Annotated in this window: 21 protein-coding genes and 2 pseudogenes; 13 read left to right on the forward strand and 10 right to left on the reverse strand. The window is 68.3% G+C overall.

Annotation, left to right across the window (positions count from 1 at the left end; all coding sequences use genetic code 11):
* Nucleotides 1-28: 28 nt before the first annotated feature.
* The 3 genes from ACFZDJ_RS53230 (at nt 29) to ACFZDJ_RS53240 (ending at nt 2,364) form a co-directional block, all read left to right on the forward strand.
* Nucleotides 29-463, forward strand: a complete 435-nt coding sequence (locus ACFZDJ_RS53230; RefSeq protein ID WP_095850007.1) for an Hsp20/alpha crystallin family protein — start codon at nt 29-31, stop codon at nt 461-463.
* Nucleotides 464-558: 95 nt separating this feature from the next.
* A complete protein-coding gene (locus tag ACFZDJ_RS53235) occupies nt 559-954 on the forward strand; it encodes a DUF2267 domain-containing protein (RefSeq protein ID WP_391070387.1) in 396 nt (131 codons plus the stop codon).
* 159 nt (nt 955-1,113) lie between these two features.
* Nucleotides 1,114-2,364, forward strand: coding sequence for a SpoIIE family protein phosphatase (locus tag ACFZDJ_RS53240; protein WP_391070389.1), 1,251 nt, complete (start codon nt 1,114-1,116; stop codon nt 2,362-2,364).
* A 553-nt stretch (nt 2,365-2,917) separates the two neighbouring features.
* Here the strand turns inward: ACFZDJ_RS53240 and ACFZDJ_RS53245 are convergent.
* A complete protein-coding gene (locus tag ACFZDJ_RS53245; protein WP_391070391.1) occupies nt 2,918-3,694 on the reverse strand; it encodes an NAD-dependent epimerase/dehydratase family protein in 777 nt (258 codons plus the stop codon).
* Between the two features lie 239 nt (nt 3,695-3,933).
* On the opposite strand from ACFZDJ_RS53245, the pseudogene ACFZDJ_RS53250 reads away from it, so the two are divergent.
* From ACFZDJ_RS53250 to ACFZDJ_RS53260, 3 genes and pseudogenes are all read left to right on the forward strand, one after another.
* Nucleotides 3,934-4,167: pseudogene (locus tag ACFZDJ_RS53250) on the forward strand (helix-turn-helix domain-containing protein); the annotation flags it as partial.
* Nucleotides 4,168-4,603: 436 nt separating this feature from the next.
* The gene (locus tag ACFZDJ_RS53255; RefSeq protein ID WP_391070393.1) at nt 4,604-5,857 is read left to right on the forward strand and encodes an IS110 family transposase; all 1,254 of its coding nucleotides are present in this window, start codon (nt 4,604-4,606) and stop codon (nt 5,855-5,857) included.
* Nucleotides 5,854-6,768: an IS630 family transposase gene (locus ACFZDJ_RS53260; RefSeq protein WP_390939485.1), complete on the forward strand. Its 915-nt coding sequence runs from the start codon at nt 5,854-5,856 to the stop codon at nt 6,766-6,768. Before ACFZDJ_RS53255 ends, ACFZDJ_RS53260 begins: the two co-directional genes overlap by 4 nt.
* 72 nt (nt 6,769-6,840) lie before the next feature.
* On the opposite strand, the gene ACFZDJ_RS53265 is transcribed toward ACFZDJ_RS53260, so the two are convergent.
* The 3 genes from ACFZDJ_RS53265 to ACFZDJ_RS53275 all read right to left on the reverse strand — a co-directional run bounded on the left by ACFZDJ_RS53265 (nt 6,841) and on the right by ACFZDJ_RS53275 (nt 9,073).
* Nucleotides 6,841-7,218 (reverse strand): nuclear transport factor 2 family protein, encoded by a 378-nt coding sequence (locus ACFZDJ_RS53265; RefSeq protein WP_391070394.1) that lies wholly within the window; start codon nt 7,216-7,218, stop codon nt 6,841-6,843.
* A 552-nt stretch (nt 7,219-7,770) separates the two neighbouring features.
* On the reverse strand, nt 7,771-8,508 hold the full coding sequence (locus ACFZDJ_RS53270; protein ID WP_391070396.1) for a phosphotransferase: 738 nt from the start codon (nt 8,506-8,508) through the stop codon (nt 7,771-7,773).
* 340 nt (nt 8,509-8,848) lie between these two features.
* On the reverse strand, nt 8,849-9,073 hold the full coding sequence (locus ACFZDJ_RS53275; protein WP_391070398.1) for a hypothetical protein: 225 nt from the start codon (nt 9,071-9,073) through the stop codon (nt 8,849-8,851).
* 277 nt (nt 9,074-9,350) lie between these two features.
* Between ACFZDJ_RS53275 and ACFZDJ_RS53280 the strand changes: the two genes are divergently transcribed.
* Entirely contained in the window at nt 9,351-9,884 is a 534-nt protein-coding gene (locus ACFZDJ_RS53280; protein ID WP_391070400.1) for a transposase family protein, read from the forward strand.
* A gap of 300 nt (nt 9,885-10,184) precedes the next feature.
* Complete coding sequence (locus ACFZDJ_RS53285) at nt 10,185-10,409, forward strand: hypothetical protein (RefSeq protein ID WP_391070402.1); 225 nt, start codon at nt 10,185-10,187, stop codon at nt 10,407-10,409.
* A 111-nt stretch (nt 10,410-10,520) separates the two neighbouring features.
* On the opposite strand, the gene ACFZDJ_RS53290 is transcribed toward ACFZDJ_RS53285, so the two are convergent.
* Nucleotides 10,521-11,024, reverse strand: a complete 504-nt coding sequence (locus tag ACFZDJ_RS53290) for a helix-turn-helix domain-containing protein (protein ID WP_099924984.1) — start codon at nt 11,022-11,024, stop codon at nt 10,521-10,523.
* 85 nt (nt 11,025-11,109) lie between these two features.
* Between ACFZDJ_RS53290 and ACFZDJ_RS53295 the strand changes: the two genes are divergently transcribed.
* On the forward strand, nt 11,110-11,979 hold the full coding sequence (locus tag ACFZDJ_RS53295; protein WP_391070404.1) for an alpha/beta fold hydrolase: 870 nt from the start codon (nt 11,110-11,112) through the stop codon (nt 11,977-11,979).
* Nucleotides 11,980-12,096: 117 nt separating this feature from the next.
* Here ACFZDJ_RS53295 and ACFZDJ_RS53300 read toward each other — a convergent pair.
* A pseudogene (locus ACFZDJ_RS53300) lies at nt 12,097-12,876 on the reverse strand (IS5 family transposase).
* Between the two features lie 382 nt (nt 12,877-13,258).
* On the opposite strand from ACFZDJ_RS53300, the gene ACFZDJ_RS53305 reads away from it, so the two are divergent.
* From ACFZDJ_RS53305 to ACFZDJ_RS53315, 3 genes are all read left to right on the forward strand, one after another.
* Nucleotides 13,259-13,858, forward strand: coding sequence for a TetR family transcriptional regulator C-terminal domain-containing protein (locus ACFZDJ_RS53305; protein WP_390939499.1), 600 nt, complete (start codon nt 13,259-13,261; stop codon nt 13,856-13,858).
* A complete protein-coding gene (locus ACFZDJ_RS53310) occupies nt 13,855-14,913 on the forward strand; it encodes a GNAT family N-acetyltransferase (protein ID WP_391070406.1) in 1,059 nt (352 codons plus the stop codon). The genes ACFZDJ_RS53305 and ACFZDJ_RS53310 overlap by 4 nt, the downstream gene beginning before the upstream one ends.
* Nucleotides 14,914-15,360: 447 nt before the next feature.
* On the forward strand, nt 15,361-16,038 hold the full coding sequence (locus ACFZDJ_RS53315) for a hypothetical protein (protein ID WP_391070408.1): 678 nt from the start codon (nt 15,361-15,363) through the stop codon (nt 16,036-16,038).
* A 302-nt stretch (nt 16,039-16,340) separates the two neighbouring features.
* On the opposite strand, the gene ACFZDJ_RS53320 is transcribed toward ACFZDJ_RS53315, so the two are convergent.
* Both ACFZDJ_RS53320 and ACFZDJ_RS53325 read right to left on the reverse strand, forming a co-directional pair.
* Nucleotides 16,341-16,826, reverse strand: a complete 486-nt coding sequence (locus tag ACFZDJ_RS53320) for a hypothetical protein (protein ID WP_391070410.1) — start codon at nt 16,824-16,826, stop codon at nt 16,341-16,343.
* 578 nt (nt 16,827-17,404) lie between these two features.
* Nucleotides 17,405-17,761 carry a hypothetical protein gene (locus tag ACFZDJ_RS53325; RefSeq protein WP_391070411.1) on the reverse strand — a complete coding sequence of 119 codons (357 nt, stop codon included), beginning with the start codon at nt 17,759-17,761 and terminating at the stop codon, nt 17,405-17,407.
* Nucleotides 17,762-18,662: 901 nt separating this feature from the next.
* Between ACFZDJ_RS53325 and ACFZDJ_RS53330 the strand changes: the two genes are divergently transcribed.
* On the forward strand, nt 18,663-19,796 hold the full coding sequence (locus ACFZDJ_RS53330) for a serine hydrolase (protein WP_391070413.1): 1,134 nt from the start codon (nt 18,663-18,665) through the stop codon (nt 19,794-19,796).
* 97 nt (nt 19,797-19,893) lie between these two features.
* On the opposite strand, the gene ACFZDJ_RS53335 is transcribed toward ACFZDJ_RS53330, so the two are convergent.
* Together ACFZDJ_RS53335 and ACFZDJ_RS53340 are read right to left on the reverse strand one after the other, a co-directional pair.
* On the reverse strand, nt 19,894-20,199 hold the full coding sequence (locus tag ACFZDJ_RS53335) for a hypothetical protein (RefSeq protein WP_391070415.1): 306 nt from the start codon (nt 20,197-20,199) through the stop codon (nt 19,894-19,896).
* A gap of 453 nt (nt 20,200-20,652) precedes the next feature.
* Nucleotides 20,653-21,225 carry a SpoIIE family protein phosphatase gene (locus ACFZDJ_RS53340; RefSeq protein ID WP_391070422.1) on the reverse strand — a complete coding sequence of 191 codons (573 nt, stop codon included), beginning with the start codon at nt 21,223-21,225 and terminating at the stop codon, nt 20,653-20,655.
* Nucleotides 21,226-21,332: the final 107 nt, after the last annotated feature.

Raw genomic sequence — 21,332 nt, forward strand, 5'->3', positions numbered from 1 at the left:
CTGACCTGAACACTGGAGGTGTTTCACGATGTTGATGCGCACCGACCCGTTCCGTGAGCTTGACCGGCTGACCCAGCAGCTCCTGAACACGAGCGGCACCTGGTCGAGGCCGTCGGCGATGCCGATGGACGCCTACCGAGAGGGCGAGGAGTATGTGATCGCCCTCGACCTGCCCGGCGTCTCCACGGACGCGATCGACATCGACGTGGAGCGGAACATGCTGACCGTGAAGGCCGAGCGGCGGCCCGTCACCAAGGCGGACGACGTACAGATGGAGCTTTCCGAGCGGCCTCTGGGCGTCTTCTCCCGCCAGCTCGTGCTGGCCGACACCCTGGACACCGAGCACATCAAGGCGGACTACGACGCGGGCGTGCTGACCCTGCGTATCCCGATCGCCGAGCGCGCCAAGCCCCGCAAGGTCGCCATCGGCGGCGGCTCCGCGCACAAGGAGATCAGCGGCTGAGTTCCCCCGCGCAGCCGCGCCGGAGACGGGCAGGCGGCCTTCCCCGCAGGCCGCCCCCGTCCTCCTCTCGCCGCCGCACACGGAAGGGAGCGGTGATGGTCATGCGATGGGAGGCGTTCCTGGACCAGGTCAAGGAACGCGGCAAGTACGAGAGCACCGAGGAAGCCGCGCGGGCGGCCCGCACGGTGCTGGCGCTGCTGGGCGCGCACGTGGTGGGCGAGGTACGGGCCGAACTGGCTGCCCGGCTGCCGGAGGAATTGTCGCTCATCTTGCTCAATCCGCTTCCGGCGCGCGAGCCGCTCTCTCCCGAGCGGTTTGTCCGGGCCTCCGCGGCATGGATCGAGGGAGCCACGGAACAGACCGCGGCGTGGGACGTCGGCGCTGTGCTCAGCACGGCCGCGGACGCTGCGGGCGAGGAGCTCACCGGCCGTATCCTGCTCCAGCTCCCGGCGGGCTACGACCTGCTGTTCGGCCACCCCCAGCGCGTATAGCCCAGCCGGATGACGCCGATAGAGGGATTCGCCGTGGGCGAGTGCCGAGGCGGGTGCCGGCGCGAGACGATCGTTTGGTGGCAGCGCTTCTGAGGAAACGACTGCGGTCGCCTCGCCAGGGTGATCGGCAACCTACTGGTCAGGCCAGGAGAGGGCGTTGTGTCAGAAGGTCAGCGGCGGCGGGACGAGCGGGTGGTGGACCGGTCGGAGGGCTTCGGCGAGCGGCTGCTGGGGGTGCTGCTGGACCGTGCGCACAAGATGCCGCCGCAGCTGATCGCTCCCATGATCGCTGAGGAGGTGGCCAGGATCGGTGGCCGTGAGGTCTCGATCCTTCTCCAGGACTACGCGCAGGAGCTGCTGGTGCCGTTGCCCGGCCGCAGGCTGCTGGTCGGTGAGCCCCAGGTGATCGGCGCATCCCCGGCCGGCACGGCATTCCTGCGGGCCGCGCCCGTTGAGGTTCCGCAGGCCGACGGTGTGCGGATGTATCTGCCGTTGCTGGACGGCAGCGATGAGGTGGGGGTGATGGCTCTGACCCTGGAGCGTGTCGATGATGATGACCGTCGGCTGCTGCGCAGGCTGGCCGGTCTGGTCGCCGACATGCTGGTGACCAAGCATGCCTACACCGACCGGTTCTTCCAGGCCCGGCGCCGTGAGCCGATCAGTGTGGCTGCGGAGATGCAGTGGTCTCTGCTGCCGCCGCTGACGATGTCGGTGCCGCAGGTCGCGGTGTCCGGGGCCCTCGAGCCCGCCTACAAGATCGCCGGCGACAGCTTCGACTACGCCCTCAACGACAACGTCCTGCATGTGGCCGTGATCGATGCGATGGGTCACGGCCTGGACGCAGCCACGATGGCGACCGTCGCCATCGGCGCGTACCGGCACGCCCGGCGCGCCGACATCGGTCTGGAGGAGATGTACGCGTTCATGGACCGGGCCATCGCCGAGCAGTTCGGTCCCGATCACTTCGTCACCGCGCAGATGATGGACCTGGACATCACCACCGGCCACCTGCAGTGGGTCAACGCCGGCCATCCCGCCCCCCTGCTGATCCGCAACCATCAGGTCGCCGGGCCACTGGAGGGTCCGACCACGCTTCCGGTCGGCCTGGGCGGTGAGCACCCTGCGGTCAGCGATCACCAGCTCCAGGTCGGTGACCGGGTGCTGTGCTACACCGATGGCGTGATCGAGGAGCGGAATGCCGAAGGAGAACCGTTCGGCGAGGAACGGCTCATCCGCTGCGTCAACACCATGGAGCAGGCACATGCAGAGGGAGGAACGAGGGCGGGGGCGCTGCGGCTCTCGCACGCTCTGAAGCGGGAACGCGCGGGGCGCACCAGTGATGACGCCACCGTCTTCCTGATCCACTGGCGCGGGGGCGCCGCCGGCGACCACCTCGCCATCCTGGAATGACATGGGTGGTCCGGGCGACGTGGACGGGAAGGGCTTGCAGGACAATCCGGGCTTCGCCGCGACACTGGCCAAATCCGAGGTCAGCCAGCTACTGCGTGAGCGGCTTGTCGAGACGATCGCCTCTATCTGCTGGCAGGCCGAGATGATGCGAGCTTGGCCTTGGGGCCCTGGGTGATCCGTCAGCCGGTAGCTGCGCGCAGACTGACCTCGCACGTCGGTGGCAACATCGCCCTCTCACCATGCAGAGCACTCCGACGGTCCCGCCACAATGCTCCGATCGTGGTCATGACTCAGAGACATCGCCATCGCACGAAACCCGATGCTCTCCGCTCTGACGCGCTTCCGCCAGACGGTCTGTCAGCCGTCATGCGGGCCAGCTGGGGGTGGTACGAGATATCAGCTCAGCCCTTTGGGGCGGTGAAGCAGCTCCAGGCCGGCGCCGGCATCGGGTCGTCCGCCGCGGCCAACCGTGTGACCCGCCTCCCAGCGGCCCGAACAAGCACAACCGGATCCTGCTGCTGACATGCCCAGCCCACAGCATGCGAGCCAGCCTTCACATGTGTCGGAGGGTGTATTCCGCGCTGGCATACTCGCCGCCCTGCGGATCGCTCTCGGCCGGATCTTGGCCCGCCGGAAGACGCGAAGCGAAGGCTTCGGCATCGTCCACGGGCGCGTATCCCAAATTCGCCCCGGCATCGGTATCCCAGAAACGGCGGGTGTTGGCGGAGACCGCATAGGCGGTCTCGAAGCGCACGTCCGGAGCGGTGAGAGCCGTCCGGACGAAGCCGAAGCCGTCGCGGGGGCTCAACCACGTGGACAGATGCCGTCGCTCGCTCGGCGCGTCCTCAAAGCTCCCGATCCGCAGGCACACCACCGACAGGCCGAACTTGTCCGCATACAGGCGCCCGAGCGCTTCCACTGCAACCTTGCTGACCCCATAAAGGCCGTCCGGGCACGCGGGCATCTCGGGTGTCACGGTCTCCGCGACCGGATAGAAGCCGCTCACACGATTGCTGCTGGCCAGCACGACCCGCCGCACCCCCTGCCGACGCGCGCCCTCCAGCACGTTGTGCGTCCCTCGGACATTCCCGTCCAGCAGATCCGGCAATGGCGCCTCATCAGGGATCCCACCCAGATGCACCACCGCGTCCACGCCCTTCAGGGCCGCTGTCACCGCTTCGGCATCACGCAGATCCAGCTGGTGAATGTCCTCCGTCGGCGTCTGCGCTGTGAGCCCAACACGATCGATGAGCACCAACCGCGCTACCTCATCACGCAAGGCCGCCCGCACCACCGATCCGATTCGTCCAGCCGCACCCGTGATCGCCACAGTCTCAAGTCTCGTTCCCATGACGACCATCCTGCCGCACACCACCGACATCCTGACCTCCGCGAGCCCCCCGCAGGCAACTCGAAGCAAGGGCAGTCAGGCCGCCCCAGGTTCCGTACGGCTGACGGGTGCTCAACGCGAACGCGGTGCACCTGGTGCTGTGACCGTGAAGGTTCGCCGGGTTGGTGGTCGCGACGGTTGGATGTGCGGTGACGTCCGATCCGATCGCTGGAGGCGCGGTGGCTGAGCCTGTCCGTGTACGCAGACTGACCGGCCAGGAGGGGCAGAAGCTGCAGCAGATCGTGCGCCGGGGCAGCACGAGTTCGGTGCGCTACCGGCGCGCGATGATGCTGCTCGCCTCGGCGGGCGGGAACCGGGTGCCGGTGATCGCCCAGCTGGTCCAGGCCGACGAGGACACCGTGCGCGATGTGATCTACCGCTTCAACGAGATCGGCCTGGCCTGCCTGGACCCTAATTCGTTGATAGCAGCACCGGCGCGTGTCTAGGAGCGTTGCCGGACTGTTCGAGTGCGGGACTGTGACGCCTTTCTGGACCCCGGCCGATGAGGCCTCCACTGAGAGGGGCGCCAGTCCCATGACTCGGGTGGTGGCAGCCGTGTGGGCGTCGGGCGGACAACCTATACAAGCCCCGGCCCACGAGGCCTCCTAGGTAGAGCGGTGACGCCTGACGTCGTCACGGTCGCCACCACAGGACTGAACCTCCACTCTTTGGAGTTGGTGGTGCGAGCCCGTTTCACGGCGACCTCTTGCCAGCCCTGAACCACCGAGTTCTGGGCAAGACCGAGGCCCGTGAGGCGCGCTGGTGCCGCGAACGGCTTGTGAGATGTCGGACCGAAGAGTCCTGGAATCAGGGAGCTGCGCGGCCCGCATGCGCTCGTGACCAGCGCAGATGTCAGCGCCAAGGGGAGGAAACACCGTGATCTACTGCGGGATCGACTGGGCCGAGAAGCACCACGACGTCGCCCTGGTCGACACTACAGGGCAGCTGCTCGCCAAACGCCGCATCAGCGACGACGTGTCCGGCTACCGGCTGCTGCTAGAGCTCCTCGCCGAGTACGGCGACACCGAGGAGACCCCCATCCCCGTCGCCATCGAGACCAGCCGCGGTCTCCTGGTCGCCGCGCTGCGGTCGGGCCAGCGGCACGTCTTCGCGGTCAACCCGATGGCCGCCGCCCGCTACCGCGACCGGCACGGTGTCTCCCGCAAAAAGTCCGACCCCGGCGACGCCTTTGTGCTGGCCAACATCCTGCGGACCGATAGGCCCATGCACCGCCCGCTGCCGACCGACACCGATCTCGCCCGCGCCATCGCGGTCCTGGCCCGCGCCCAGCAGGACGCCACCTGGAACCGCCAGCAGATCGCCAACCAGCTCCGCTCTCTGCTGCGGGAGTACTACCCCGCTGCCCTGGACGCCTTCACTGCCTGGGCCAACGGCCAGTGCCGTCCCGAAGCCCGTGAACTGCTCAAAATCGCTCCCACCCCAACTCAAGCCGCGCGCCTCACACGCACACAGTTGCGTTCCGCCCTCAAGCGCGCCGGCCGCAGCCGCGGCATCGAGGCCGAAGCCGACAGACTTCGGAAGGTCTTCCGCGGCGACTACGCGACCCAGTCCCGGCTCGTCGAGGACGCGCTCGGCAAGCAGGCCCTCGCCCTCCTGCGGCAACTCGAGGCAGCCTGCCTCGCCGCCGACGAGCTCGCCGAGGCGGTCGAGGAGTCCTTCCTCCAGCACTCGGACGCCGAGGTAATCCTGAGCTTCCCCGGCCTCGGCGTCCAGCTCGGCGCCCGGATGCTGGCCGAGATCGGCGACGACCGCCGGCGGTTCACCGACGCCCGCGGCCTCAAGGCCTACGCCGGAGCCGCCCCCGTCACTCGCGCATCTGGCAAGAAACACCACGTCGGGCGCCGGATGATCAAGAACGACCGGCTCAACCACGTCGGCTACCTATGGGCCTTCTCCGCCCTGCGGTCCTCGCCCGGAGCCGAAGCCCACTACCGCCGTCGGCGCGAACAGGGGGACTGGCACGCCGAGGCCCAGCGGCATCTGTTCGCCCGCATGATCGGCCAGCTCTACCACTGCCTCCAGACCAGCCAACTGTTCGACGAGCACGTCGCATTCCCCTCCCAACTGGCCACGGCGGCTTGACGACTTGGCATCGTGAGATGTCTCAGTGGGCGGGAGGCCGTCCCCGCCTACTCAGTCGTGACGACGAGGACTTCGTCATCCGGACGGCCACCACTCGCCCCAGCAAGCTCGGCCAGCCCTTCACCCGCTGGTCGATCCGCAAACTCGCCGCCTACCTGCGGAAAGCGCACGAACGTGTCATCCGCATCGGCCGTGAAGCCTTACGGTGCCTGCTCCGGCGCCGCGGCATCACCTTCCAGCGCACCAAGACCTGGAAGGAGTCACCCGACCCTGATCGCGATGCCAAGCTCGACCGGATCGAGCAGGTGCTGGACCGCTTCCCGGACCGGGTCTTCGCCTTCGACGAGTTCGGGCCCCTGGGGATCCGGCCCATCGCGGGCTCCTGCTGGGCGAAGCAGGCCAAGCCCAACCGGCTGCCGGCGACCTACCGTCGCACCCACGGCGTCACCTACTTCCATGGCTGCTACCCCGTGGGCGACGACCGCCTGTGGGGCGTCAACCGCCGCCGCAAGGGCACCGCCAACACTCTGGCCGCGCTGAAGTCGATCCGCGCCGCCCGCCCCGACGGCGCTCCGATCTACGTCATTTTGGACAACCTCTCCTCCCACACGGGGGCGGACATCCGCCGCTGGGCGAAGAAGAACAAGGTCGAGCTGTGCTTCACCCCGACCTACGCTTCCTGGGCCAACCCGACCGAGGCCCACTTTGGTCCGCTGCGGCAGTTCACCCTGGCCAACTCCCACCACCGCAGCCACCCTGCGCAGACGCAGGCCCTGCACCGCTACCTGCGCTGGCGCAACGCCAACGCCCGCCACCCCGACGTACTCGCCGCCCAACGCAAGGAACGTGCCCGCATCCGCAGCGAAAAGGGCATCCGCTGGGGTGGACGCCCCCTCAACACCGCAGCCTGACCAACTGCGAACCGCAGCCCCCGAGCGCCGAAGGGGGCAAGTTCAGGAGAAGGGCAGCGACAGAAGGATGACTCAGGAGGCGGACGGCTCGATCTCCCCCGCAAAGACGATGACCTGGTCGATGAGGCTCCGCCGCAGATGGACGACGTCCGTTCCCGCCAGGCGGGGGCCTCCATCCGGCGTGGTGAAGACCCACTGGTACCGGGCCCACTCGTCAGGCATGTCCACCGCTGAGGAGCGCACCATCGTGCCGGTCCCCGCCGGGTGGCGCCGGATGTCCAGCACGAACCGCTCGACCGCCGCGATTCCTTCGCTGCGGCCCAACGGCCCCCAGAAGACCACGTCTGAGGTCAGGGCCTGGGAGAGCAGGGCAGTCACATAGCTGTCGTCCGAGGCGTTGAACGCGGAGATGAACGTGTCGATCGCGGAGCGTGCGGTCTCTTCCTGCATGCCCCATTAATACCAGCCGTTTCGCGTGCGCTCGTCCCGCGAGCCGCCTTCCGATCACGGTGAACCATCCCGGTCACAGCACTAGGCGCCAGCGTCGACTATGCCGAGTTCGTCGTCGAGATGGCAGAACCGGCACGAACCCACACCGTCGGCCAACAGTTGGCGCACTTCGAGGGTGTTCTCCATCGGCTTGTCAGGGCGGCCCCTGCGGGGGCGGAGGCGCCCTCGAAGTCGGCCAGTAGATTGAGCGGGCCGCCCCTCTGTACGGCCTGCTACTGCTCACGTTCCTCTGCTGGGGTTGGCTTCCGGTGTCGGCCTCGGCCTTTCCCTGGCGTGGGGCGATCCCAGCTGGCCCCTTCGGCGTCCTCACCTGGTCGACTCGCCCTGCAGGCTCGCTATCGTCTCAAATAGCGCATGCGGGCTCCGGCCCGAACAGAACGTGAATCAAAGGGGGTTCGAGTGGAAGAGGTGCAGCATGCGTCGGATCGTAGAAGGCCGTTCGACCGTCACGGGAAGGAACCGGCGAACCGACTGCGGCCGTTACCCACGCGCTCACCGTACTGAGCATTCCAATGCGTCCCGGTGATCGGAAACCCACTGATAGGCCGTCTGAACTTGCCTCACCGCCCCTGCGTCACGGAGCCGGGCCATGGCGACGTCACCCGCATCCGCCTGGGTCTCGATGCCCCGCCAGCACCGGTCCTGCCACCACAAGATCGTGGACACGAGACGTTGCCGGTCAGACAACTCGTAGCCGTCGACGATCAGCCTCATGCGCCGGGCTACCTCTTCGACGTCGGTGACCGCAGGGCCGAGATCGAGGTACTGCCAGCAGACATGAGCGATGTCGTGGATACGCGCGCCCGGCGCAGCAAGGTCCCAGTCGATGAACGCCGCTGGTCGAAGCTCGCCACTGTATAGCTGATAGACGGTGTTCTTGGGCGACAGGTCGTTGTGACACACGACCTCTTGGTCTCCGGCCAGCGGGGTGCCGGCCGTCAGGTCGTGGAACTCACGCACGAGCCGGGCGACCGTCATCAGACTCTCGTCGGATGACACGGCAGCGGGTTGGCGCGACTCCCATCCCACATGGCCATCGAGGTAACTGAGGACTTCACGGCCCTCGTCGTCCATACCGAGGTACCGCGGAGCACCACTCCAGCCACTGGATTCAAGCAACCTCAGCAGATCACTCACGAACTTCGTGCGAGCCGAGGCCGGACGGCGCACCGTGTCTCCGACACGAACGACCGCATTGACGAAACCTCCGGGCAAGGACGACTCAGGCATCCGCCCACCTTGCCTGATCGCTACCTCCAGCGCTCAATAACTTATCCGGCACTCGATCCGCACCCGAGACAACTCCGCCAGATGATCTACTCCTCAGACTGCCGCTCACAACCAGCGCGAGCACGCCGACAAACGAGCACGCCAGCCCTTTGACCTGCGGATTCAAGTTGGCGGAGGCTCACCGGATGCGCACCCCTTGTCGTGAGGGTCCCGCGGCCGCTGGCGCGCCCGGCCATGCGAGATCGCAACGATGAAGCCGCTGGCGATCCTTGAGGCTTCATCGTGCATTGGATCAGCGACGGGGCAGCGGCGCTCCCGGTGGACCGTATGCCGGTCGGCACTATGAGGTACGTCCCACACTGGCCGACGCGTACGCTCCGATGCCGACGATGAACTCGTGCACCGCGTTGGTGACGCGGGTGCCGCCGTTCGCGCACCTCGGGCTGCGCAGCCAGTGCGTGTTCCTTGCGCCGTCGTGGTCTGCTTCGGAGAGCCAGGCCACTTGCCGGGCGTTGGCGAACTCCTCCAGCCTGACTGGCCGCGCCGTCGTTCCGGCCTTGGGCATGTCGGAGTGACGGTCGTGGCCAGCCCGCCCGACAGTTGCACACCGACCCGGCCCAGCGGGATGCTGCTCTGCGGGGAAGAGATACCCGAGTATGTCGAGACCAGGTTCAGGTCTTCCCAGTCGGAGAGGTCCTTTCCGCAGGGTTCCAGGTCGGCGGCTGCGGAGATGGCGGGGGTAAGGGCCGCAGCTTGCCGCCAGTAGGGCGGCGGCGCTCATCGCGACAGTCTTGCAGCGGACGGTACGAAGGAATGTTATGACGGTTTAACGATCTTCCGCCGTGGAGGACACGAAGGTCGCCAAGAGAGGCGGGGAGGTGGTCCTGATCGACGGCACCCTCATCCCCACCCAGCGCCGCACCGGCAAGGCCAACCGGCGGAACTGCTCCGGCACACACCACCATCACGGCCTGCACTTCCTCGCCCTCACCGACGAGAAAGGCCGCCTGATCTGGATATCAGCCGCCCGGCCCGGCCGCACCCATGACAACACCGCCGCCCGCCACGACCACACCCTGGCCCACCTGCGCGCCGCCGACCTCGGCGCCCTCGCGGACCTCGGCTTCCGCGGCCTGGACAACGACGTACTCGACCCCGTGATCATCACCGGCTTCACCGCCAGCCGCACCCACAAGCTCACCCCCGGCCAGAAGTCCGCCAACCGCGTCCTCGCCGTCGGACGCGCACCGGTCGAACAAGGCTTCGCCCACCTCAAGAACTGGCGGATCCTCACCAAGCTCCGTACCGATCCCGCTCGTGTCACGCGCCTCCTGCGTGCCCTGCTCGTCCTGACGAACCTCGAAGTCAACCGCTGACAGACGATCTACTCCACAGACTCCCGCCCACGAGCAGCGTGAGCCCCCTGAGTACCGGTCACACCAGCACTTTGACCTGCGGATTCAAGTTGGCGGATGCTCAGTGCAGTACGCACCCTCTCAAGCGCGCTTCGCCACTCGGAACCGGACGTTCATGAGAGCTGCGTGGAGACCGCTCCTTGGCCGGCTGCCTGCCTCGATGCCTCGCCTCACCGTCAGCTCGGCATCCGGAGCCACCAACTTCCCGTCCTCGCACCGTTCCTCCTCGCTCCGGCCCGCACGCGGTCTTGTGGCGGGCCGATGGGTCGCCCGTCGTGCTCGCGACCGCGTCCTGTACCTCAGCTGGATCACCGCCGCGACTTCGACGCGGCCGCGGCCACCACCAAGACCCTCGACGGGGCGACGATGGTCGAATCCGGCCGATGCGCAAGCCTGCTCACCGACCTCGCCACCGAACTCGACCCACACCGCGCCGCCCGTCCGGTCGGCGCGGCCCTCGACCGCTTCGACGGCGTATCCCATTGACCTTATAGAGGTCGCGCAGATAGGCGGTCGGCTGACGGGGACAGGCACGGTTCCGTGATCATGGAGTTGCGACGCTCTGTGACTACCGGAGATCCTGTGCCTGCGCTGCCATCATGGCTGACCGAACCGCTGTGGGAACGGCTGTGGTGTTGGCGGCATCCCGGCGGTGGCTGCGGGCGTCGACGCGTCGTCGTCGGGGGCGGCTGCTCGAAGGGCGGCGGTCAGGTAGCGGTGAACGATGTCCAGTTCGCCCGGGGTGAAGTCCTCGGCCGCCTCGACCAGGTTGGCGATGAGCGGGCTGAAGAAGGACCGACCCAGCTCCACGGCTTTCTGCTCCACCGTCAGTACGAGGCGTCGTCGGTCGTTTTCATCGCGCCTGCGGCGGACGAGTCCCAGGCGCTCCAGCCGGTCGAGCAGGGCGGTGGTGCCGGCCGAGTTGAGCCGCAGGGCCGCACCGAGTCGTCCCGGGGTGACGTCGGTGCCCGCCCGGTCGGCGTCAAGCAGGTGGATGAGGGCCCGCAGATCGGTCGGGTGCAGGCCGTTTCGCGCGGCGAACTCGGCGCCGCGCAGATCGAGTTCCACGGTCACTGCGCGCAGTAGATGGACCAGCCGCATCGCGGGGTTGATGTCATCACTCACCGGGCTAGTATCTCGCCAAGCGAGATACTTGGTCAACGAGACGATTCCCCGGGGGTTCACCGTGTCCTCATCCCAAGAGTTCTTCGCCGCTTACGACGCACTGCTCGCCCGCTGGCCCACCGGTACCGCCGAGATCGACGTTCCCACCCCGTACGGGACCACCCGTGTCCACGCCTACGGCCCCGCTGACGCCACTCCAGTCCTCCTTCTACACGGCGGCGGTTCCACCGGCGCGGTCTGGTTCGCCAATGCCCCAGCTCTTGGCACGCACCACCGGATGCTGGCCGTCGACATCCTGGGCGATGCCGGACACAGCATCCCCGGCGGGCGCCCGCTGCGCACAACCACCGACCTGATGGCCTGGTTGGACGCGTTGCTCGACGGCCTCGCCGTGTCCCGCACGCACCTGCTGGGCCACTCCTACGGCGGCTGGATCGCCCTGACCTATGCCCTGCACGCCGCGCGGCGGGTCGATCGGCTGGTACTGCTCGACCCGACCCAGTGCTTCGCCAACTTCCGCCCGGGTTTCCTGCTGCGCTCGCTGCCGGTACTGCTCCGCCCGACGCAAGCCCGCGCACGCGCCTACCTGGACCGCGAGACCGCAGGGACCGACGCCGACCTGGGCTGGAAGCGGCTCTATGCCTTGGCGGTCTCGGGCTTCGCGAACCGGAAACTGGTCGTCGGCCGCCGCCCGGACCCCACGGCACTGAGCGTTCCGCTCCTGGTCCTTCTCGCCGGCCGCAGCGACGCCCACGACGCCGCCAAAGTCGCAGCCTGCGCCCGCAAAGCCGTACCGGACGCCTGGATCGAGATCCTCGCCGAACTCACCCACTTCGCTATGCCCACCGCCATACCAACCCAGACGAACCACTGGATCACCGACTTCCTGGCAGACAACCAGGAGAAGCAAGCCGCGCCGGGCGCGGTTTGAAGGAGATCAAGCGGAGCGGACTGCGCTGAGGCCATAGGGGCTCGATCCACACTGCGAGGGAAGGTACGTGGTCGTTCACGGTCGGCGCTGGGGGCGTCCCTCCCAGCTGTGGGTGGTTCAGGCTCGGCGGATGAGGCTGCGCACGGTGATGACGGTGTCCGCAAAGTCGAAGAAGGCGTTGACGACCTCGATCCGGCGTTCTTAGCAGCGTGCAAGCCGGCAGAAGGCGTTCTGCCAGGTATGGGTGCGCTCTACGTGCCAGCGTTGGGTGGCCTGGATGGGGGCTTTCTCGCCTTTGTGGGCGATCCGGCCGCGTAGTCCGAGTCCGTCGAGAGTGGTGCGGGTCTTGCCCGAGTCGTACCCGGCGTCCAGGTGCACGGTGATGGTGTTGGGCAGTGGGCCGAGGTCATCCAGGAGGTCCAGGGTCGGGGCGGGCAGCGGCGAGTCGTGGCAGTTCGCTCGGGCCGGGACACGGCCCAGCGGGATTCCGCAGCCGTCTGTCATTCCTGATCGCTTGAGGCTTTGTTTGCCTCGGTCGACCGGTGAACGTCCGGTGGCTTCTTCACCTCCGGGTGCCTTGGTCATCTATCCGTCGACGGCGATCTGGTCCAGGACCAGGCCGACGATGCGGTCGTACATCTCCAGGGCGATGTGCCGGAGTTGAGCGAAGACGCCCAGCTGGATCCACTCGTTGCGGCGATTGCGAATCGCGGTGGCGGAGCAGGTGGTGTCCGCTATGGCTTCGTAGGAGCAGCCGAAGCGCAGGAGCTGGAGCAGTTTGTCGAAGATGATCCGGTCACTGATCCGCGGGCGGTGACAGCCCAGGGGGTGGGTCGGATCGTAGACCGGCCGCTGGGGCAGCAGCGCCGCGAATTGGTCCCAGAGGAATTCGGTCAGCCATGGTGGTAGGGCAGGCGCAGGTCTCCCGCTTGATCACAGAGCGTCGCAACTCCATGATCACCAAGCTCTGTGCCTGTGCTGCTCCCGAGGTGCTCCATCGCGCCTATTTGCGCGAGCTGTTAATTCGAATCCCTCGCGGAGCGGCCGTTCGGGCTTGAAGGTTACGAACGAGCAACGGTTCCCGGCTATCTCTGAGACACCAACCCGCTTGGTTCGAAGTCGACCATCCTCGGGCTTCACCCGGGAGTTGGTGCGACGGGAGGGGCCTGAGGCAGCCGAACCGTTCCTAATCCGCGGGACACCTCAAGCCACCCGCAGACCCGTGACGTGATACCGTAACAACTGTTACGCAACGCATGTTACGCAAAGAGGGTGGCGGATGCCCCGGCAGGTGGACCACGAAGAGCGGCGAGAGGCGATCTCGCAAGCCGTGTGGCAGGTCGTCTCGGACAGTGGCCTGGAGGGCCTGACGCTGCGCGCGGTCGCGACCGCGGCGGGCTGCACCACGGGGATGGTCACGCACTACTTCGCCGGCAAGAAGGAACTACTGGCCCACGCCCGCACCGAGATGCACCGTCGGATGGCGGCTCGGATCGATACCCTTCCCGTCGGCGAGAGTGCTCGCGACGCCCTGTGCATCGTGGCCGAGCAGGCCCTGCCACTGGACGACGAGCGGTTCCTGGAGGCCGTGGTCTGGTCCCAGTTCCTCCTCAGCACCCGCAGCGACCCCGCCCTGCTCGCCGAGCACACCCGCAGTCACGCCTCCTGGATCGACCGCCTCACCGTTCTGGTGCAGGCCGCCTGCCCGGACCATCCGGAACGCGCGGAGCTCGAAACGCGCGTGCGCAGCCTCGTGGCGTGTCTTGACGGTCTCGCACTGAACGCCGTGACCGACCCTGACGCCTATCCCCCCGGCCTCCAGCGGCGCGTCCTGGAAACCCAGCTCGACCTGATTATCGAAGGGAACCGCAACCTGTGACCTCACACGACCCGATCATCACGGCCGTCGCGGCGGACGACCCGAGGATCGTGCGACTGGTACGCGACCTCGACGCCGACCTCGCGGCCCGTTACCCGGACGAGCCCTGCACCGGCGGCGCTCACATCCACCCCGCAATCCGGTTCCTGCTCGCCGAGGTCGACGGTCGGCCGGTCGGCTGCTGCGCCGTACAGCCCTTCCCGTTCCCGGACACTGCCGCCGAACTGAAGCGCATGTACGTCGCACCGCAGGCCCGCGGCCGGGGCATCGGCGCTCGTCTCCTTGGCGAGGCGGAACGCACGGCCACCGTCCTCGGCCACGGAGAGATACGTCTGGAGACGGCCGTCCACCAGCCCGAGGCCATCGCGCTGTACACCCGCGCCGGCTACACGCCGATCCTCAACTACCCGCCCTACCAGCACAAGACGCTCAGCCGCTGCTACGCCAAGCCCCTCCCGCTGCCCGAGGCCCGGCCGGAGGACAGGGGGGAGCTCGCGGTCTTCCTCGCGGCTCAGGGCCTGTCGCCCCAGGACGTCCTCGCGCCCGGCACTCGGTACTGGCTCACCAGGGATGCGGCCGGCCCGGCTGTGACCCTGGGCCTGGAGCGGCAGGGCCACTGCGTACTGCTGCGCAGCGTCGCGGTCCGTAACGACCTCCGGGGCTGCGGAGCCGGCCGGCGGCTGGTCGAGAGCGCGCTCGCGGAAGCCGCCGCGTGGGGCGGACGTACGGCGTATCTGTTCTCCACGGGCGCCGGGCCCTGGTGGGAGCGGCTCGGCTTCCGCTCCGTGCCCGTCGCCGAAGCCGCCGAGGCCCTGTCCGATGCACCGCAGGTCCGCCAGTATCGGCAGGCCGGAGCTCTGGCCGAGGAAGCCGCATGGCGCCGAGACCTGGCCGACGCCAGGGCGAGCAATCTGCCACCCACGAGTGCGAAACACGCCGTAGTCGGCGCCCCTCACATCGCTGCGTCTCACATCGACACTGCGGCCGCCGGCAGATGTGACAGGCCACTTCCGGGCTGCCACGCCCTTTCTGGTGGTTGTGGACGAGCACTCTGATATGGCGTGGTGCGCATGTCATGCGTGGTGGCGCACCGACCGGGGGACGTTGCGGAGTCCCTGCGCCGGGCTGGCCTGGACGATGTGGACGTGGAGACGTCGGAGTTGATCGAGTGGCGGGGCGCTTCCAGGCGATGTTCGGGATCAGCTGGCTACTGCGTGGAAGTGCACCACAGCACCCTGTCGGTTTCGATGTCCACCACCGAGACCCACTCGGCTGCGGGTATCGCCCTCTCGACCACGTACCAGTGCTTGCTCCCGAGATTCCGGTCGTTGACGTAGGAGGGATCGTCTGGCGTCCAGATCGGAACGCCGAGGGACTGGAACGCGTTCGGAGGCACATTCACTGTCGCCCAGCCAAACCAGTGGCGGGTCTCGGCCTCGGGCACCAACAGCTCGAAGCGGTTCTGCTCTCCGCTTCGAGGTGAATTAGCGATAGGTGATCACATGGCGCGACGAGCCGAGTACGACGCCAGCCAGGCAGCCCAGCGCCTGAAGGTGCCTGCGGCTGCCTTCCGGTGGGCGCGGCACATCGGGCTCATCCCCGATCCCGACGCGTCCTCCTGGCAGTGGTCGCAGGCCGCTGTGGAGGCACTGGACGCCGACGCGATCCGGGCCGCACTCCCCGGCCAGCCGATCTCCGGCGGCGTGGCGGCGGACCGGATCGCTGAAGCCCTCGGCACCCCGAACGTGCTCGGGGAGAGGAACGTGACGTCGTTCGTCGTCCGGCGGTTCATCGGCCGGAGGCTGCTCACCGAGCTGAGCGCGAAAGACGGCTCACTACTCCACCCCGACCAGGTCGCGGAGGTCTGCCGACGCACAGATCTGGCGGAGCTGGTAGCCGCCGACACCCCGCTCGGACCGGCCCAGGCAGCCGAGCGGCTCGGGGTGCGCAGGGCTGATTTCGACTGGATGCTGCGCCTGAAGTGGATCAAGCCCGCCGAAACGATCGAGGTCCGCTTCGGCACCTCCCGGATCGGGGCCGTGGACGTCGCGCTCTACACCACGCAGTCCGTCGACGCACTCGCCGCGCGAAACGAGGTCGACTGGGACCAGCTGCGCACGATTCCCAAAGGTCGGCGCTCCCCCCTCGCGGCGCTGGCGAAGAAGGCCACCCCGGCATGACGCCAGCGAGCCCCTTGCGTTGAGCGGGTTCGCGGAGCGAGGGACCTCCGTGACCCGTCGGCTCCCGGAGGCTGTGTCGTCCCGGGCCGCCCGATGCCATGGTCGGGCCGCGACCGACGTGGCGTCACACCCTTGCTCCGCGAACGACATCCTGGAAATTCCCTCAGCAGATCACGCCCTGGAACTCGCGGACGGCGCCGCGGGATCCATTGAGCTACGGCGGCAAGTCGTCACACGGCTGGACCGCTTCATCGGCTCTGTATGCCATTAGAAATCACTAAACAAGATCGCGCGGACAGGGCCTAGCCGCGGGTGCTGGTGAACCGCGCCCCAGGCCCCCACCGCTCCCTCTGCCCGGCAAAGCACCAAGGCTCCGAGCGCAGCTGTCCTTGGCTGTCGCAGGCCACGACGCCACCGAAGGTGTCCACGTTGCATGCGTACGGCCACGCCTGGGTGTTGGCCTTCACCGGCGAGGAGGCGGAGCCGTTGCCGCTCAGGCCGCAGCCGGTAAGGACCTGCCCGCCGGCCGTGGGGACGAGGAGTCCGCCGTCGGAGCCGATGCTGACGTTGTTCCCGGCCTGCCCGGACAAGTGGGCCGCGATGACGCCGGTTGCCGTGTTGTACGTGATGCCGCTGCCGCCGGACAGGCAGACGCGGACCGTCGAGCATGGGACGTCGGCCGAGATGACGTAAGGGTTGGCAGCGCAGCCGGAGCCGCTCAGGCTGATGTTCTCGCCGGCCTGCACCGAGCAGTTGCAGAGTCCTCCGCCGCAGCCGCATCGCGCCATGGGTCCACCGTCCTTGCGGGGTTGTCTCGGCCCGGCCCACAACCAGCGGCGCGCACCGTCGAGTCTATCGACGGCTCCTACTTTTCCTACTTGGCCAATCTGAGCATCACAGTTGGCCACACGGCCAAGCCGGCCAGCCGCGCCTGCAGGACCGCTCTCGCCAGTCTTTGGAGGCTCGTGTCGGCGGCGACACGGACGCGTGCCTCAGGGTTCGCATGCGGCAACTAAACGTCGCTTGCTTTGAATGGGTGTCGGCCCTATACCTGTATAAAGGGCTCATAGAGTCGCATCCTGCGCCTGCTGGATCACTGAGGGGTACTCATTCATGGTCCACGGAGCCGACACCGATCCCGAGCGTGCGCCTCGCGCCAACGCCGTGCTGGCTCGCGGCTGCGAGGGGTGCCGGGGGTGGGGAACTGTGATCACCGACGAGGGGCTCCATGAACTGTGCCCGGCTTGCCAGACAGACGCGAGCACGCGGCGAATTTCGCAGTCCGCTGCTCGCCGGACCGGGAGTACGCGCACAGGGCAGGGATGATTGCGCCATCGACTGTTCTGGCCGCGGGCCATGTGTGAGGTCAGGCTGGGCAGCCGCCGCTGAACACGGGGATCACGATTCTCCGCGGTGCGGTCTTACCCACCCGGACGTCGAGCGGCAGGCAGAAGCGGCCGTCTCCGGCGACGAAGAAGCCGCCGACATACACCGTGTCCGAGTCTGGGCAGGCGCTGAACGTCACCTCTGCGGCCGGGGTGTATCCCTCTTTCTGGCCATAGCTCAGGCTGGCGCGCTGCCGCGCCTCAGGCGCCACCGAGACCGTCACCACCGAGCCTCGCTCGATCTCAGCGCCGATCTTGTAGTGCCAGCCACCCCCCGTACGGCCTCCGAAGTCCGTCCGGCGGCCGTCTTGCCAGCTCTTGAGGCCGGACCAGCGCAACGGCCCGACGACGACATCGGTCTTGTCGGACGGCGGTCGCGAAGCGAGTCGGCCAAGGGCCTCTCCCCTGCGGCACCAAACGGACCGGGAGGGCACAGCAGTGCTCGCGGGCTGACGCGAACGGGTGGGCCCCTGCGCGTCCGGCCTCTGCCCGCTGGACGTGCCCGGTTCCGGTACCCGGCCCGATGAGCAGGCTCCCAATAACATCACTGCCAGCACCGCGGCTGCCGATGCCTGCGCTCCCCTGACCATGGCGACCTCCCCCGGAGGACAAGTCAAACATCAACAGTCGGCCGCCGACAGGGGCCCGCCCGCGGAGGCTTGACCGTTTCAGCGCCGGACCGGGTCAGTGGTGCCCGGGACAGGTCGCGGATGTACTCGATGTCCGGGCTACGGGCACGCCCGCCGGATGCCGCCAGGCCGGCTGGAGGTGGGCAGTCAGATCACATGGTCAACGTTCGATGGCGCGCGGTATTTGTTTGCTGCCACAGAACAGCCCCGCAGACGCCGTCCGGACGCGTCCACGGATGTCCCGTCTCAGCGGACCTGGTCCCCATCTCGGATGATCGGGTCCGATTCACTCGTCGCCTCAGGCGACCTGGTTCGCGTGAATGTGCTGTCCCGGATCGATGAAGGCAGCGGAGTCTCGGAACGGCGAGGGTCACGGAGCCCCGCGCCTGGATCCTGGGGAGAGCCGTCACACGGCTCGGCGGGCAAGGATGACGGCGCTCGTTCCCGACGGCCCCTAGGTGAACCCCTGATCCCAGCGTCGGGGCGGGTGGCCCATTGTTCCGGGAAACCCCCTCGTTCCCCGGGTGGATCCGTCGCACTGGCGTGGACGGGCACCATCGTCCACGTCAATGCGATGGGGACCACGGGGGACAGTGAGGGCGGGAGAACGATGAGGGGCTCACGATTCGGGGCGTTGGCGCTGCTGACGGTGTGCGCGCTGGTTCCCACGGCGGGCGGTGCGGTCGCCGCACCGCCCGCCGTGGTACCGGACGCGACCGCGTTACAGGGGGCGCTGGACCGGGTGACGGCAACCGGCGCGGTCGGCGCGGTCGCCGAGGTCCGGCAGGGCGGCGCCGTATGGCGCGGCAGCAGCGGCAAGTCCAGGCTGAACGGCCAGAAGCCCGCCCCGGTCGACGGCCGCTTTCGCGCCGGAAGCGTCACCAAGACGTTCACCGCCACCGTGGTGCTCCAACTGGTGGGCGAGGGGCGGCTGCGCCTGTCCGACACCGCCGAGCGGTGGCTCCCCGGCCTCGTCCCTGCCCCCGGAGGCGACAAGATCACGGTCCGGGAGCTGCTCCAGCACGCCAGCGGCCTGCCTGAATACACCGACGGACTGCTCGACGGCGACGCCCCCCACGACCGCTTCCGCACCTGGACACCCGCCGAGCTGGTCCGACGGGCCGTCAAGGGCGGCGACCGCAACCGCCCTCTGCTGTTCCCGCCGGGCACCGATCACCACTACTCCAACACGGACTACATCGTGCTCGGGATGATCGTCGAAAAGGTCACCGGCCGCTCCTACCGCACCGAAATCGACCAGCGCATCATCCGGCCCCTCGCACTCCGGGGCACCCGCCTGCCGGGCTCCTCTCCCTTCCTCACCGGGCCCCACTCCCACGGCTACGAACCGGTGGAGAAAGAGGACGGGACACTTGTCCCGGTCGACTACACCACCGTCAACATGTCCATCGCCGGCGCTGCCGGCGAGATCATCTCCACCACCGCCGACCTCGACCACTTCTTCCGCACCCTGCTCAGCGGCGGCCTCCTGCACCCGGCCGAGCTGCGCGAGATGACCGCCGACACCAGCGGCGACGGCTGGGGCCTCGGCCTGGAGATGGCCACGCTTCCCTGCGGCACCATCGTGGGCCACGGCGGCGGCACTCCCGGCTACCGCACCATCTCCTTTCACACACTCGACGGCACCCGCCAAGTCACGGTGGACTGGACCGACTGGGGCATCAACGCCGACGCCAGCCCTGCGGCCCTCGCCCTGATGACCGCCGCCCTCTGCCCTTCGTAGCCACCATTCGGGCGAGATCTGGACAGGGCGGCTGACCTGACCGATATCGTCCGGACGCGGTGTCCGGACGCGGTGTCCGGACGCGGTCCGAACGGGGTCAGGCGAAGAGCCAGACGGTCACGATGCCAGGGCCTCCGGGGGTGCCGTTGGCGCTGTCGCCGTCCCGGGCGAGGGCACCGGCCGCGCCGCCGCCGTAGCCACGGCCCGCGCTCCCGCCGCCGCTGGATGCGCGCTGCCAGCCGCCGTGACCGAGCCTGGACTCGCCGCCTTCGCTGCCCTGCCCCTGGTCGCCGGTGATGCGGAGCGGGCCGCCGCCGGGACCGCCGCCCTGGGCCATGTCGCTGATGCCTGCGGTCGGCCCGGACGTACCCGAGTAGCAGACCGGCGTGGCGCCCGACGTCATGACTACCTGCCCGCCGAAGCCGCCGTTCGCGGTGCACAGGCCACCGAAGGAGCTGTTGCCGCCGTTACCGCCGTCGACGGTGGGCGTGCCTGTAGTTCCGGCGCCACCGACGACGATCGTCTCGGAGGCGCCGAGCGCCGATACGTCGATCAGGCGCTCCGCGTAGCCGCCGCCTGTGCCTCCCGGTTGGGCGACCAGCTGACCGGCGTTCGCCCGCGCGCCCGCCGCCCGCCTTCACCTGGACGAAGATGCGCGACAGCCAGGGGTAGTCGGCTTTCTCGAACGTCTCGGTGCCGGGCGTCCCGAAGTACAGGATGTCGCGGAGGTCGGCGCTGCCCGGGACCATCGTCAGCCGGCCGTCGGCTCCGACGTCGAAGTAGGTCGGATCCACGCAAACTGATGCCACCAGACTCACCCTTGGGGTGCGAAGTGAGTCCGGCCCAGAACCAGCGACTACTGGGCCCATGCTAGTTCGGTCCACTGGGGGCGCGGGGGACCCTTGCCCAACTTGCCGGCCACCCGGTCCGCAAGCGGGTAGAACGTGCCGTTCCGGTCGCGGGCCTCGATGACGCTGTCCGTGCAGAGAAGGGCGATGTCGCCGGGCTCGAAGGCGAACGGTTCGGTTTCCACGAATTCGGTGAGACCCAGAGGCGGTGCCGGGTGGCGCACCTCGAGCGGGCCGGCCTGGACGCCGCGCAGCCACAGGGGCGGAGGGTGCCCGCAGCTGATCAGGTGAAGAGCCGGCTCGTCGTCCGGCACGTCCAGCACGGCGGCGGTAATGAATGCCTCGCCGCGATCCTCGGCCTCGTCTTCGGGGGCCGCGGGGTCGTCCAGGTCCGAGGAGACGGTTCCCTCCAGGAAGGCGACCAGCGCGGACAGGTCGGCCTGCCAGTGGGCTGCGCCCCGGAATGCGCCGAGAAGGAGAGCCGCATCCCCGACTGCCTCGAGGCCCTTGCCCCTGACGTCGCCTATGACGATCCGGGTTCCTTTGGCCGTGCGAGCGGCGGCATACAGGTCGCCGCCGATGTGTGCCTCGGTTCGTCAGTGGTTCAGCATGCCGCTGCAGACGTCCTGTGGCTGGGGGTGGTGCATGCGGATGCGGCCCTTACCCGCGCTTTTGGCCTCGTACATGG

Source organism: Streptomyces sp. NPDC007896 (assembly GCF_042959425.1).
Classification (GTDB): Bacteria; Actinomycetota; Actinomycetes; order Streptomycetales; family Streptomycetaceae; genus Streptomyces.

Bases quoted from the DNA above. Each gene is read 5' to 3' on its own strand.
- ACFZDJ_RS53230 (WP_095850007.1), top strand. From the start codon at position 29: ATGTTGATGCGCACCGACCCGTTCCGTGAGCTTGACCGGCTGACCCAG.
- ACFZDJ_RS53235 (WP_391070387.1), top strand. From the start codon at position 559: ATGGTCATGCGATGGGAGGCGTTCCTGGACCAGGTCAAGGAACGCGGC.
- ACFZDJ_RS53255 (WP_391070393.1), top strand. From the start codon at position 4,604: ATGTCAGCGCCAAGGGGAGGAAACACCGTGATCTACTGCGGGATCGAC.
- ACFZDJ_RS53265 (WP_391070394.1), bottom strand. From the start codon at position 7,218: ATGCAGGAAGAGACCGCACGCTCCGCGATCGACACGTTCATCTCCGCG.
- ACFZDJ_RS53270 (WP_391070396.1), bottom strand. From the start codon at position 8,508: ATGCCTGAGTCGTCCTTGCCCGGAGGTTTCGTCAATGCGGTCGTTCGT.
- ACFZDJ_RS53275 (WP_391070398.1), bottom strand. From the start codon at position 9,073: ATGCCCAAGGCCGGAACGACGGCGCGGCCAGTCAGGCTGGAGGAGTTC.
- ACFZDJ_RS53285 (WP_391070402.1), top strand. From the start codon at position 10,185: ATGGGTCGCCCGTCGTGCTCGCGACCGCGTCCTGTACCTCAGCTGGAT.
- ACFZDJ_RS53290 (WP_099924984.1), bottom strand. From the start codon at position 11,024: ATGCGGCTGGTCCATCTACTGCGCGCAGTGACCGTGGAACTCGATCTG.
- ACFZDJ_RS53305 (WP_390939499.1), top strand. From the start codon at position 13,259: ATGCCCCGGCAGGTGGACCACGAAGAGCGGCGAGAGGCGATCTCGCAA.
- ACFZDJ_RS53315 (WP_391070408.1), top strand. From the start codon at position 15,361: ATGGCGCGACGAGCCGAGTACGACGCCAGCCAGGCAGCCCAGCGCCTG.
- ACFZDJ_RS53320 (WP_391070410.1), bottom strand. From the start codon at position 16,826: ATGGCGCGATGCGGCTGCGGCGGAGGACTCTGCAACTGCTCGGTGCAG.
- ACFZDJ_RS53330 (WP_391070413.1), top strand. From the start codon at position 18,663: ATGAGGGGCTCACGATTCGGGGCGTTGGCGCTGCTGACGGTGTGCGCG.
- ACFZDJ_RS53335 (WP_391070415.1), bottom strand. From the start codon at position 20,199: ATGACGTCGGGCGCCACGCCGGTCTGCTACTCGGGTACGTCCGGGCCG.